9 protein-coding genes are annotated in these 13,156 nt (G+C 63.0%); all 9 read right to left on the bottom strand.

Annotated elements, in window-relative coordinates; genetic code table 11:
* Positions 1-4 precede the first annotated feature (4 nt).
* The 9 genes from HX830_RS03320 to HX830_RS03280 all read right to left on the bottom strand — a co-directional run bounded on the left by HX830_RS03320 (position 5) and on the right by HX830_RS03280 (position 13,132).
* Entirely contained in the window at positions 5-526 is a 522-nt protein-coding gene (locus HX830_RS03320; RefSeq protein ID WP_177098967.1) for a penicillin-binding protein activator LpoB, read from the bottom strand.
* A 28-nt stretch (positions 527-554) separates the two neighbouring features.
* Positions 555-4,145: a tetratricopeptide repeat protein gene (locus HX830_RS03315; RefSeq protein WP_177098966.1), complete on the bottom strand. Its 3,591-nt coding sequence runs from the start codon at positions 4,143-4,145 to the stop codon at positions 555-557.
* Positions 4,123-6,933, bottom strand: coding sequence for a bifunctional glycoside hydrolase 114/ polysaccharide deacetylase family protein (locus HX830_RS03310; protein WP_177098965.1), 2,811 nt, complete (start codon positions 6,931-6,933; stop codon positions 4,123-4,125). The genes HX830_RS03315 and HX830_RS03310 overlap by 23 nt, the downstream gene beginning before the upstream one ends.
* A gap of 79 nt (positions 6,934-7,012) precedes the next feature.
* On the bottom strand, positions 7,013-7,945 hold the full coding sequence (locus HX830_RS03305) for an NAD-dependent epimerase/dehydratase family protein (protein ID WP_177098964.1): 933 nt from the start codon (positions 7,943-7,945) through the stop codon (positions 7,013-7,015).
* 331 nt (positions 7,946-8,276) lie between these two features.
* Entirely contained in the window at positions 8,277-9,254 is a 978-nt protein-coding gene (locus HX830_RS03300) for a LysR family transcriptional regulator (RefSeq protein WP_177098963.1), read from the bottom strand.
* A 57-nt stretch (positions 9,255-9,311) separates the two neighbouring features.
* Positions 9,312-10,265, bottom strand: coding sequence for a peptidylprolyl isomerase (locus HX830_RS03295; protein ID WP_177098962.1), 954 nt, complete (start codon positions 10,263-10,265; stop codon positions 9,312-9,314).
* Positions 10,262-10,750, bottom strand: coding sequence for a YbjN domain-containing protein (locus HX830_RS03290; protein WP_177098961.1), 489 nt, complete (start codon positions 10,748-10,750; stop codon positions 10,262-10,264). Before HX830_RS03290 ends, HX830_RS03295 begins: the two co-directional genes overlap by 4 nt.
* A 20-nt stretch (positions 10,751-10,770) precedes the next feature.
* On the bottom strand, positions 10,771-11,418 hold the full coding sequence (locus HX830_RS03285; RefSeq protein ID WP_177098960.1) for a DNA repair protein: 648 nt from the start codon (positions 11,416-11,418) through the stop codon (positions 10,771-10,773).
* A gap of 16 nt (positions 11,419-11,434) precedes the next feature.
* Entirely contained in the window at positions 11,435-13,132 is a 1,698-nt protein-coding gene (locus HX830_RS03280) for a putative porin (protein ID WP_152738897.1), read from the bottom strand.
* Between the last annotated feature and the right edge of the window lie 24 nt (positions 13,133-13,156).

Genomic DNA, 13,156 nt, shown 5'->3' with positions numbered 1-13,156 from the left:
GCAGTCACTCGATCCGCAGGCCGCCGACAAGCTTGTCGAGGACCTTCTGGGCCGCGCCGGCCAGGCTTTCGCGGGACCAGCCGGCGCGGGCACCGCTATTGCTCCAGAGGACCTTGCCGGTGCCGGCTTCGACCACCCGCAGGCTGATACCCACCGCCGGTTCGCCATCCAGGCCGTTCTTGTACTGCCACTCTTCGACGCTGCCGGACACCACATAGTCGAGCTTCTGCTCACGGGCCCAGTCCATTGCCCCGGCGAGGCGCTCGTTATCGTCGAGCAGGGCCTGTTCGCCCTGCCCTGGCGCGCCGGCATAGACCTGCGGTTGCAGGCCACGGCTGCTCAACACGCTGAGCAGGATCTGCTCGCCGCGCTCACCGGCTTGTGGCGTCTGGGAATAGTTGACCAGCGGCAACACCCCCCAACGGGCCTTGCTCGACAGTTCCGGACTGTTTTGGCCGGTAAAGCTGCTGCAACCGGCCATCAACACGGCGACCATCGCCAGACTCACGCAACGAATCGTTTGCATAAGGTTAACTCCTCTTTGAATTCCATGATCAGCGTCCAAAACGCACGCTGTAACTGACGCCCGCAGTACCGCCAGACTTGCCTGTGCCGCCTTGCGGCGCCGACTGGTAGCCGAAGGTCACTGCCAATTCGTCATTGCCCAATACCTCGGTACCGACACCGGTACTGACGGCGTAGTTGATGGTGTTATCGGTCCACTGCCAGCCCGTGCTGAGATCCACCAGCCAGGTGTACTGCCCGCGCGTGCGGTTCAGTGCGCCGGGGAAACCGCGCCGCCAGGAACTGCCGAAGAACCACTGGCCGTACTGTTTCTGCAGCAAGGTCTGGCTGGTGATCTGACTCGGATCGTCCAGTTCGAGCCCGGCCAGGTCGATGCCCCCGCCCAGGGTATTGGCCAGATTGGCCAGTGAGCGGTTGTTCAAGCTGTTCTGCTGGTAGTCGATACCGCTGCGCAGCTCCCAGTTCGGCCCTTCGAACTGCAAGGTGTGGTCAAACTCGATCTTCAGTGCCTGGCCCTTGCCCAGATCATCGCCGCCGCGGGTCGCGAACCAGCGCTGGGCCAGGTTCCAGGACAACTGGTCACGAGCCGAGTAGCGATGCCGTCCGCCGGCCCAGAGATCATCCTGGCGGCCGAACGCGCGCATCAACCCGCTGTCCTCGTTCTTGCGGTGCCAGTCGGCACCGGCATCCAGCTCGTTGCCGCTGTCCACCTGCCAGGTCCGGCTGACACCGAGCCCATTGCGGTCATCGTCCTGGCGCAGGCTGCTGTCGAAGATCAGCTTGTAATTGCCACTCTCCAGTTGCCGCTGCAAGGTCAGCTCGGTATTGGTCTCGCTGCCCAAACGCGACGGCTCCAGGGTCTCGCCACTGTATCGACCCTGCTCCAGCACCAGCTTGGCGTACCAGTTGTCGTTCAGATAACGCGCGCTGGTCAGCCGTGGACCGTTGAATACCAGTCCACCGTAGTCCTGATGCTCCCAGGCGAGCAGCACGCCCTGCGGGGTGCGCTCGGTCATTTCAATGGCCTGGCGGCGCAATTGCTCACGGATCGCCGGCGGCTGATCGTCACCCAGTGCCGACAGGTCCACGGCCAGGGCTTCAGCGCCGCGTCCCAGGCTATTGAGCGCCTCGACCTGCTGCGCCGGATCCAGCTCGCCGCTGCTCACCAGGTGTTCCAATGCGGCCCGATTGCTGCCGCGCAGGGCTTCCTGGATCTGCTCGTAGCCATTGATCTTCAGGCCACGGCTACGGGCCCAGGCCAACCAGTCGTCTTTCTGCGCCGACTGATTGAGGTTATCCAGGCGTGCCAACAACTGGTCGAACCACAGTTGCAGCATCGGTTTGGAGCCATCCCGCCATTGCATTGCCTGGTTCAGCGCCTTGCGCGACGAATAGCTGCTGGCCAGCAGGCGTAACCAGGTGCTGTAGCCCTGCGGGGTGGCGCGAATCTGCTCCGGCGTCACCTCGCGGTCGAGCTTGAGCCGCAAGCGCTGGGCCGACTCGGCGTAACCGGCGCCTTCCAGCGCATCGGCATAGGCCGCCTGGACCATCCAGTCCCCGGCGTTGGCTTGCAGGTAGAGGCGATACCAGGCCAGGGCCTCGGTGTTGCGCCCGACCAACTGGCTGGCGGCGGCAAACGGCAGCCACAAGCTGCTGTCGCTACGGGCCAGGGCACGCCATTGCTGCAGCAACGGCTTGATTTCGCTGCTACGGCCCAGGTCGACGTACAGCCACAGCAGGCGCTCACGGAAGGTATTATCATCCGGGAAACGGCTCAACCCCAGGCGATACAGGCGCAAGGCCTCCTCGCTCTGCCCTTGCTGCACGGCCAACGCACCACGGGCCGCCAGCACCTGGGACCGCTCGGAAGCCTCCGGGTACTGCTCGGCATCCTTGAGCAGATCGATCACCAGCGGCCAGTCCTGAAGTTCCTGGGCCAGTTGCAAGGCGGCCACCAGCCGTTGCGGGGCGTGGCCCTGCTTCCAGCTGTCGACGGTCAACTGCAAGGCCTTGCGTGGATCCCGGGTTCGATAGAGAGCAATCAGCTCACTCTCGTCGCCGGTATTGAGCGAGCCCTTGATGGCGAGCATTTTCTCCAGCGCGAGCCGCAGCTCGTCGTCCAGCTCCAGGTCCCAGGCCAGCGCCGCGCGGGATTGCCAATAGTCGAGATCATTGATCTTGTTGCCATCGACCGCCGTGATCACCTTCCAGGCCGACGGGCTGTCAAACAGCTTGAGGTGGTTGTTGGCCCAGTCCACGCGCTCGGTACTGCTCAGCGGGAAACCTTTGGCGAAGCTCTGCCAGACGTCCAGGCGCGCCGTGTATTGCTCGGTGTTTTCCAGGTTCTGCAACAGCCGGACCCAGGCCAGGCGATGTTTCGGATACTTGGCGACATAACGACGCAACCAGGCTTCAGCCTGCTCGGGAGTGCCACGTGACTCTTCGGCGTACACCAGGGCATCCAGCTCGACATTGGTCAACGCTCGCGTGTCCATGATCCCCGCCAGCACCGGAATACCCCGATCGAAGTCGTAGGTCTGCATCGCCAGGCGCCAGGTGTGCTCGAATTCAGCAGGGTTGTCGCGCAGTTTGCTCAGGGCGATCCAGTAGCCCAGCGCGGCTACCGAGTCGTCCTGCCATTCGGCGATATGGGCCATCTGCTCCAGCAACGCCGGATCGTCCGGGCGCTGTTCGAGCAGTTGCAAGCCCGCCGCGTGCGCCCCCGGCAGATCGCCGAAGGCCAGGCGCTGCTTGAACTCCTTGGCCAGCACTTGCGGGCTGTCGGGCTGCAATTTGCGCCATTCGCTAAAAAACTGCTCAGCCAGGTCGGTACGGTTATGCGCCACCGCCACATCGACGCCCAGGTCAAGCAGCGCCGGATCGAATTGGCCATCCGGTTGCGCGAGCAACTCCCTGGCCAGCAGCTCGGCCGCCTGATCGCCTCGATCAGCGGCTACCAGGCCCTCGAAGGCGGCCTGGAGGAACTGGCGCCGCTCTTCGGGTTTCTGGCTACTTGCAAGCAGCTCGATATAGAGATCCGCCGCCCGTCCGGGCTGTTCACTGGCCAGGTACCATTTCGCCGCTTCGGTCAGCCGTTGGTCATGCTGTCGCGGATCGCGGCGCGCCAGTTCGGCATAGCTATCCGCGGCCAGGCCCGGTGCCTGGGCGCTCAGGGCCAACGGCGCCAGGTGTTCGAGTTGGGGCGTTGGCAACGACTTGTAGTCGAAGGCCTTGAAACGTTCGGCCAGCGCCTGCAATGCCGGGCTATCGCTGCTGTTGTTCAATGCCAGGGCATCGAGTTGCAGCCGATAATAGGTTTGCAGGGTCGAATCGGCTTGCGGCCATTCAGCCAGATGCTTTTCGGCGCGTGGGTATTCACCCAGCTGGATCAGCAGGTCGAGCAACTGGGTTCGCAGCTCGCTGTTCTGCGGGTGCGCCGCCAGCAGCACCTCGGCGTAGCTGGCCGAAACCTCGTCCGGCGCGCCACCCTTGGGACGAAAGGCTTCTTCATTATGAAAGGTCGCCCACAGCAGCACGCCGACGGCGATCGCCACCAGCAGCAGCGCCCAGGGATTGAGCAGCCGCGTGCTTTTAGCCTTAGTTGCAGAGGAGTTGGGCATCGCTCACCTGCTTCAGCGGAAGTTGGAAATGCCACAGGCCTTGTTCGGACCGGCCCGCGTAATGTTGCCCGTCAACCTCGACCCGGCAGGCGCCGGCCGAGCGTACCGAAAACTCCAGGTTGAATTCGCCGGCGAAGGCGAAGGTCACCTGCCGGTCATTCACATACCGCCAGTCAAGCAAGGGAATATTCGCCAGCTCCAGCGCCGGGCGAGGATCACGCTCAGGGCGCAGGGCCAGCAGCGCGCGGTCGCTACTCAGCGCCACATAGCGGCCCTGGGGCAGATCACGGACACCGGCCACGCCCTGGGAGCGGCCGAGGTCCGGCCAGCCGAGTGCCGGATCCAGGCGCAGGGTGCGCAAGCCATCCATCCCGCGCACCTGCCAGTCACCCTCGCCGGTGCGGGCCAGGCTGGCCTGGTACAGACCGTGAAGCCGATCCAGGTAATCGCTCATCCATAACGACATCGGTTGCTGGCCGCGCATGAACTGGTAGATGTCGGTCATGGCCTTGATCGATGCCTGCTTGGTCCCCGAATAGAAGTGGTAATACAGATGAATGCCGCGCAGGCGTCGTGGGCTGTCGGTCAACTCGAAGGTATCGATCACATCGCGAAAACCGTAGTACGGCCCCTTCCACAGGTTGGTGTACATATTCTCGTTGATCACCGGCGCGTAGTACTGCAAGCCACCGGCGGTGGGCCGCAACAAGGGATACAGGCCGGTCAGCGACGGATTGGCCTTGGTCAGGATGGTCTGGCCACCGTTGACGTTCTTCAGCCCGGCGTCATAGGCCAGCTTGATGGTTTCCGCGTTTGGCAACGCATCACCCGGCCAGAAGATCATCTTCACCGGCTTTTTCGCGGTGGTCAGACGGCTATTGATGTAGTCCCGCGAGCCAACGATCTCGCGCTGGTAGTCGAGGGTCTTGTAGCCCGGGATATTCAGCCGCAAGCCGTATTCGGCATGGAAATCTTCGTCCTGCCTGGCCTTGTCCGGCTGCATATAGAACGGATGGCTGTAGGTGTGGGTCGCCACTTCGACCTTGGGATCGGCAAAGATCTCCTGGGCGATCGGCTCCAGCTCCCGGGCCAGGAAAGGCGACATGCCCTTGGGCCCGACCTCGCCTTCAATGATCGACACCGAGGTCAGGAACGGATTGGGACGAATGTAGTCGGCCAGCACCTGGCGCCCGGAATACGGCGTGCCGCGCACTTCGGCGTGGGACGGAAAACCATCGCCATCGATATGCACCGTGGCGATCCGCCGGCCATTTTCGGTAGTGCTGTCCGGGCGTGGCTGGGCCGGCAGGCGCAAGGCTTTCTGGATGAACGCGAACGGATCGAGAATCCAGCGGGTCCGTTCGACGTTGGCTTCCACGACATAGGGTGCCAGGGCCATGCCGCCCCAGTCGCCGGTGACCACGGGGGCGAACTTGCCGCCCTTGCCGTCACCCAGCAACAAGCCCGGTTGCGGTCCGCCGGGCAGCAGCGTCACCCGGGTCAGCTCGCGGCTGCGTGGGACCACTGGCGCCTCAAAGGCACCGAGCAGCGCCTTGTCCTGGCCGAGTACCTGCAAGGTATCGCGATCCCCCGGCGCGGCGAGGTTCAGGCCCAGGCGCTTGAGCAGCGAGCGGTCTTCGATCGGCAGGCCGGCCATGATCGCCAGGGGGACCTGTTCATCCAGGCGCTTGCCGATCCAGCTATAAAAGGCACGGCTGTCTTGCGGCGGGCCGCTGGTCATCCACACCACCACCCCGGCGTACAAACCGGCGAAGCTGTAGGACGGCAAGCTGTCGTCGACCGGCAGGTAATCCACCCGATAACCCAGGTATTCCAACAGGCCTCCGAGCATCCGGTGGCCGGCGTGATCATAGAGTTCACCTTCACGCGGGTCATAGAGCATGGCGATACGCCGCGGCTGCACCTCCACGGTGCTCATGCTGATGGCATTGAGGTCCGGGGTCGTGACCACCGGGATAAAGCCTTCCTGGCTCAACTGACGGACCAGTTTGCGGGCTTCTTCACGCCGCGTGGACGGCAGGTAGTCGATGGCCACCAGCGGGATATTCCGCGCCCGCAGCGGTTTGAGCTCACCTTCAAGCCAGTTGCGGTCGGACTCGGACACCGGGCGATAACGCTTGGCCGAGGCATCCCAACCGGCATGGATCGATTCGACGGCGACGGCCGAGGCTACGTCATCGAGCTCAGCCAGTACCTCGAAGCCGCGATTGAAGAACAGCTTGAGGTCTGGCTGGCGGCGGTGCAGCTCGCGCAGAAACGCTACCAGCGCCTTGCGCTGCGGTTCGCGGTTGGCTTCGGGGAGCAATTGAAAGCTGTCGAGGGTATCGAGGAACAGGCCGGCATAGCCCTGCTCCTGCAACGCTTTGGCGCGCTTGAACAGATGTTCCCGCCAGGCCGGCGTGGCGATGTCCATGACCTGGCTGTCCCAGGCCTTGTTACGGATGCTGCTGGCGCCCTGTGTCAGCGCTTCCTTGTCCAGGGCGGCACGGTCGCCGTCGAACTCACCCACCGACAGGTAGGCGAATGGCTGGCTGCCGAGTTTGCGCAAGGTGGCAACATCGGCACCGGTCATATGGCCGGGTTCGACCACGGCCCATTCGAACTGTGCCAACTCCTGCAAGGGCGGCTGCTCGGCGTACCAGAATCCGACGCTGGCGGGAGCCGCCGGAGCGGCCTGTAACGCTGAATTCGTTACACACAATGCCAACGCGGCGAACAGACGCCGCACCATTTTGCAGACGCGCGCCCTGGAAAACTCGATTTTCATAACTCACTCTTTAGTAGATCAATCCGCGCAACATCAGACTACCGGCGCCACGCAATCGGGCGCCTGCAAGGCGATGCAACTAAAGACTGCGATAGAGGCGTGCCAAACCGTCGGCCATGGCGGTCGACGCCCCTAGCTCAAAGCGTTCGCACAAACGGCGGTTGTCCGCCTTGGAGTGCCGGATGTCTCCGGAGCGGGCCGGGGCATGACTCAGGTTCAGGGACTTGCCGCTGATCTGTTCCAGGGCGGCAATCAGGTCATTGAGCGTAGTCACGCCACCGAGCCCGACATTGGTGGCATCGACGGGAGGCTGCGCACATTCGAGACCCTGGACGAGGATCTTCACCAGGTCTTCGACATAGACAAAATCGCGGGTTTGCCCACCGTCGCCGAACACCGTGATCGGCCGTGCGGCTTTCGCCCGCTCGCTGAAAATGCTGATGACTCCGGAGTACGGCGATGACGGGTCCTGGCGCGGCCCGAAAATATTGAAGAAGCGCAGGATCACTGGCTCCAGTCCATGCTGGCGGCGGTAGAAATCCAGGTAGTGCTCGCTGGCGAGTTTGTCCGCCGCATAGGGTGTCAGGGGGGATTTGGGCGTGTCTTCAGCAATCGCGGTGCCCTCCCCGTTATTGCCATACACCGCCGCGCTGGAGGCAAACACCACACGCCGGATACCGGCGGCGACCATCGCCTCGCAAACCCGTAGGGTGCCAATGAAATTGCTCTGGTGGGTACGCACCGGGTCTTCGACCGAGGCCTGGACCGAGGCCACGGCGGCCAGGTGCACCACCGCACTGCAACCCTGCATGGCTTCAGCCAGGACGGCGGCATCGGCGACATCACCGACCACCAGCTTCAGGGAAGCATTGTTCATCGGCAGGTTACTCACCTTACCGCTGGACAGATCGTCCAGGACCCGAACGGCATGGCCTTTGGCCAATAACGCATCCACAAGATGAGAGCCAATGAAGCCGGCGCCCCCTGTAACCAGTATCCGTTCGGCAGACATAAATCATCCCAAGAGAAAATGTGGCGCAATCTTCATCGTCTGATGCTGGCACTGCTGGAAGGGAGCCGAGGCTATTCGCCTTGATGGCTGATCTTTCCTGCGCCGCCCGCTCTCTTTTAAGGGCTGTGTCGCCTTTTCATGGAGAGTCTTCAGAACGATGGCGTCAAAAAAACATGAGTAAAGTCAATTACTCAAGCACGCCATAGTGGGATATCAAGCTGATATCGTCAAGAATATGTCTATGTTTTTTATATTTTTTAACCAACTCTCAAAAAAAGCCAATATTTTGGCTGTAGACTGCAAATCTAAAACCCACGAGCTGGCATCACCGCTACTCAAACCACTCCCGCCGCTCCCTGAACGTGCCCAGCACCAGATCGACGATCAACTGCACCTCTTCCCTGCCCTCGGCCTCACGGCGAGTCGCCAGCCAGGCCCGACGCTGCATGGGTTCCTCGAACAACCCCGGCAGTGCCACCAGCCCACGATCGAAACGGGTGATATAACAAGGCAACAAACCGATGCAGGCGCCGCATCGGATCATTTCCAGCATCAGCTCATAGGAATGCACCTGCACCACGCCCGCCAGGCGCTGCTCCACCAGATGGTTCCACGGTTGGAAGTCGTCGATCTGCCGGTCGTGCTGCCATTGCACCAACATGTAGTCTTCAAGATCGGCAATCACATCCGGGCGCGCCGCCACCCTCGAATAACGCTTGGCGATATGCGGCAGGTAATCCAGCCGTACCAGGGGCTGCGGCGGGCTGATGGCGAAGCTCGGCCCCGAGACCGGCGAGTCCGGGCCGCACAGCCAGACCACCACGTCGGCGCTCAAGGCCTGCAAGGACATCACGCTGTCCACCGGGATGATTTCCAGGCGGATGCTGGCATTGCGGCGCAACAGCGCGATCAGGTCGCGACCGAGGATGTCGTGCAGGATCGATTCGGCAATCGCCAGGCGTACCAACGGCTGTTCCATGATCGGCAGACGTCGTTCATGGGCCAAAGCGAGCAGTTGCGCCTGCAACTGCTGGCCGTCGCGGCTGAGGATCAGGCTACTGCCCTCATACACGAGCAGTGGTCGATTGGCGCGTTCTTCCAGCAACGCCAACTGCTTGCGCAGTTGGGTCGACTTGATATTCAAGCTGCGCGCCGCCTGCATAAAGCAGCCGCAGCGGGCACTGGCCAGAAAGACCTGGGCCATCTGCGGTTCCATCAGCCTGGCCAAGGCCAGCCAGGGCTCGTGCGGCTCGCTCGGGCTGTGGTAGTCCATGACGCCCACTCGCGGGGCGTCTTCATTCAACGACATAATACTGACTCCCTGTCGGCATCCGGGGACGCCCAACCATCCAATGGCAATTTCTTGTCAGGGCTTTTCTTCCAGCACCTGGTTCAAGGCCGCACCGTCGATACTCAAGGTCGCGGTGTTGAGCATGCCTGCCAGGTAAGCCTTGGCAATCTGTTCCTGACGCTGGCTGCGCAACGCTTCGCGCAGACGGTCACGCAGTTCGTCCAGGGTCGCAGTGCGCGCCGGCTGCATTTCGTTGAGCTTGACGATATGGAAGCCCGCCGGACTCTGCACCGGATCCGCCACCGCACCGGTCTTGAGCCGCGACACGGCGCCACGCACCTCCGGCAGCAGTTGCTGCAGCGGTTGCAGACCGGCATCGCCACCGCGCTTGGCGCTGTCGCGATCCTGGGAATACTGGCCCGCCAGCGCGGCGAACTCGCCCGGTGCGGCCTGGGCCCGACGACTCAGTTCCACCGCCTGTTTACGCACGCTTTCCAGCGACTGCTGATCCGGCACGGCGAGGAAAATCTGGCTGACCCGGTACAACGGCGGCGTCTGCCAGGCCGATTTGCCGCTGTCATAGGCCTGTTGCAGTTCCTCGGCGCTGGGGTAGTCCGCCGGCACCTGGCTGACCGACGCCAGGTAGCTGCGAAAGACGATCTGCTCGGCGGCGGCGCGGGTCTGCTGCTCGATATCCGGGCGCTGCGGCCAGCCCTGGGCATCGGCCTGTTCGATCAGCGCCTTTTCCGCCAGGCGCGTCCGCAGCCAGCTTTCCAGGGCTGCACGATTGCCACGCAGTTGCTCACGGGAATCGGCCGGCAGGGCCGCAAACACGGCTTTCAGTTCCTGGGCATCGACTTGCTGGTTACCCAGGCGGGCCACGGCCGGGGCGTTCGACGTCGGTTGCAGCGTGGCAGGTGCCGGCTGCACCGCCGCCACCGGATCGCTGCCCGGGCGCATGACCAGGGCCACCGCACCGACCAGCACGGCCAGCACACCGGCGCCGGCCAACAGGTTGCGTTTTTTCACAGGGTCGCCTCCTCCTCATGGGCCACAGGCTCGACACCGGCTTGCGGTTGGGCCTGCAACTGCGCCGCCCGCTGGCTGTAGTCACGCAGGTAGACAATGAACTCCTGCAGCAGGCGATCCCAGAGTTCCAGGTTGCCGTGCAGGTAGTTGGCGCTGACACCGGCGGCCACCACCACATCCATTTCCATCACCAGGAACTCGCCCTGTACCGACATGCGGGCAAAACGCCGCGAAGCATTCCACAACTCGGCCAGGCCGGCCGGCAGCTCACCTTGCACCCGCAGGGCACAGCTGTAGGTGAAGTCGACATAACCCCCCTCGCCGGCCGCTGGATTACCGAAGCGCACGGCGTAACCGATGCCCTGGCTGGCGCTGAGCAGTTGCACGATACCGTTCTGCTCGGTGCGATTGACCCGGTAGCCGGCGCCTTGCAGCAGTTCGGTCAGGCTGTCCGGGGTCACGTGCTCGATCAATTGTTCGCTCATAAATTGTTCTTCCTTGCAGGTCATTGATTGACGGATGCGTGGGTCGCATCGAACTGGTTCTTGTAGAGGTTGTCGCCGAAGGTCTGCGCCATTTCCTCGAACTTGACCCGGGCCCCGCCGGCAAACGGCTGGCGAATCTTCATCACCTCGGCCACATCGATTTTTTCGTAGGCGGCGAGGATCTCCTTGGCGACCCCGTACATCTGTTGATTCTTGACCGAACATTGCTGCACTTGTATGTCACGCTCGGTCAACTGCACCTGCAAGCGCGCGCGCTCGGCTTCCTTGGCCTTGGCCAGCACCAGCAGGTCGTCATAGGCTTTCTTGAACTTGCCCAACTGTTCGTTGCTGGCGGCGGCAAACGCCTGGGCCTGGTTTTGCAGGTTCTGTTGCTGGCCGGCCAACTGCTCGCTCAACCCCTTGGCCTTGGCCAGCTCTGCTTCGAGCTGCTTGATCTGCGCCTGGGCCGCCTTGGTCTGGTTTTCGGCGGCGATCCGTGCCGCGCCGGCCTGGGCCTGTTCGCTCTGCAACGCTTGCAATTGCTGGGTGGTGCTACGCAACTGGGTGCGCAGGCGCTCTTCCATGCCTTCGGCGGACGCGCCATTGGCCAGCGCCACGCCGACCAGCAGCAACAACGTCGACCAACGCACCTGGGCTCGCATGTTCATGGGGTCTCCCTCGCGCTTAGAAGCGCGTGTTGATTTCAAGCTGCATGACATCGATATCGAACGGCGCGCCATACACCGCCTCCGAGTTGAGCCAGCGCGCGGTGGCGATCACGTTCTTGTCCAGGCCGTAGTTGGCCCCGAGGAAGAAGCCCTTGGCGTTGGTCCCGCCGAGGTGGAACGAGTTGTCGTTGAAACCGTCGGGCAAGGCATCCGGCTGGATGTACTTGTAGCCGCCGAAGACGTTCCAGTCGCCCTGGCGCTTGAGGTCCAGGGCGTTGCCGAGGGTGAACTGGACCATCATGGCATTGGCGCCGCTCTGGATTTTGCCGTCGTTGTCCAGGTTGTTGACGATCTGGCCCGCGGCCCGTCGGTTCATTTCGCCTTCGTCGTAGCCCAGGTTGTGCACGTAGTCGGCCTGGCTGCGCAGCTTGAAGTCTTCCGGCAGGTCGCTGTCGAGCACCAGGTTCAGGTCCAGCAGATTGAACTTCGAGGCCAGGCCGACGAATTGCGGTTGTGCCGTGGTGGTCGGGGTCAAAGGGTTGATGGCGATGTCCCGCAGCAGGAACACCGTGTTGCCCTTCTGCATGAACGCGGCGCGGGTGCCGTCGGAGCTGCAACCCGGGTCCCCGGCCCAAGGTCTACAGGTGTCGGAGCGCTGGCCTTCGATGTCGTCGAAACGATAGTAGGCCAACGCCCCCTTGAGCTTGTTGTGCTCGCTGAACTGCCAGGTCGCCCCGGCTTGCAGACCGTAAAGCCACTTGTCGGCGCTTTTTTGCTTGTCATAGCCGTTGCTGCTGGCGGTGTCGGAGCTGTACTCGATGGGGAACGCGCCAACGGTGCCGAACACGCCCCAGTCGGCATTGAGCTTCTGGTTGAAGATCGCCGCCACGCCGTCGAAGTTCAGGTCGGGGGAATACAAGATGTCGGTGGAGAAGAACGGGTTGGCGATACGCCCGCCGGTCAGGCTCAAGCGGTCGGAGTACTTCCAGGTCAGGTAGCCCTGGTCGAGCCAGAGGTCTTTCTTGGCGAAACCACCGCCGAGCACCTGGGTGGTCGAGACCGGGTTGTTGTCGGTACCGGTGCCGATGCGGATGCCAGCGGTCCAGTCCGGGGCGACAACCGCCTTCATACCCAGCCGGGCGCGGATGCGCAGGGAGTCGCCGCGATCTTCGCGGGTGTTGAGCAACGGTGGCAGGCTGGTGCTGGTTTTCGGGTTGACGTCGTAGGGGCCGCTGGCATTGAGCTTGGCAAAGTCGACGATCTGGTTGCTGTTGCCGCTGGAGTAATAACGCGACTCGTCGCGCAGGCGCAGGTCGCCGTCGAAGCTGATGCGCGAGACCCAATCCGGGAAGGTATTGGGCTGCGCCCAGTTTTCCTGCTTGGCGGTGGCCATGACTTCGGCCTTGACCTGGTCGCGGATCTGATCGCGGACAATGGCCGGGACGTATTGCACGCGAACCTCGCCTGGCGTCGCGGGCGGCCCGCTGGCGGCAACGGCGCTGGCCTGGCGCGCCTGCAGGGCTTCTTTCTCGGCCTGGGCGATCAGCCCGTCGGCCTGTTCCTGCTTGAGCACGCCCTGCTGCACCAGCAGGCGGATCAGGTTGATCGTGGCGTTTTCCGACGGCGCCGCGGGCGTTGCCGCTGCCGCCTGGCCGACCAGGGTCGCGATGACCAGGCCGACCGCCAGGCTCAATCGATTCACATTGGAAATCATTTGCACACAACTCCTATGACAAGA

It is taken from the genome of Pseudomonas gingeri (genome assembly GCF_013385425.1).
GTDB classification, from domain to species: Bacteria; Pseudomonadota; Gammaproteobacteria; order Pseudomonadales; family Pseudomonadaceae; genus Aquipseudomonas; species Aquipseudomonas gingeri_D.
This window is presented reverse-complemented; position numbering and strand designations above follow the sequence as displayed.

What these genes read in the sequence shown, in the direction of transcription:
- HX830_RS03320 (WP_177098967.1), bottom strand. Translation starts at nt 526, where the DNA reads ATGCAAACGATTCGTTGCGTGAGTCTGGCGATGGTCGCCGTGTTGATG.
- HX830_RS03315 (WP_177098966.1), bottom strand. Translation starts at nt 4,145, where the DNA reads ATGCCCAACTCCTCTGCAACTAAGGCTAAAAGCACGCGGCTGCTCAAT.
- HX830_RS03310 (WP_177098965.1), bottom strand. Translation starts at nt 6,933, where the DNA reads ATGAAAATCGAGTTTTCCAGGGCGCGCGTCTGCAAAATGGTGCGGCGT.
- HX830_RS03305 (WP_177098964.1), bottom strand. Translation starts at nt 7,945, where the DNA reads ATGTCTGCCGAACGGATACTGGTTACAGGGGGCGCCGGCTTCATTGGC.
- HX830_RS03300 (WP_177098963.1), bottom strand. Translation starts at nt 9,254, where the DNA reads ATGTCGTTGAATGAAGACGCCCCGCGAGTGGGCGTCATGGACTACCAC.
- HX830_RS03290 (WP_177098961.1), bottom strand. Translation starts at nt 10,750, where the DNA reads ATGAGCGAACAATTGATCGAGCACGTGACCCCGGACAGCCTGACCGAA.
- HX830_RS03285 (WP_177098960.1), bottom strand. Translation starts at nt 11,418, where the DNA reads ATGAACATGCGAGCCCAGGTGCGTTGGTCGACGTTGTTGCTGCTGGTC.
- HX830_RS03280 (WP_152738897.1), bottom strand. Translation starts at nt 13,132, where the DNA reads ATGATTTCCAATGTGAATCGATTGAGCCTGGCGGTCGGCCTGGTCATC.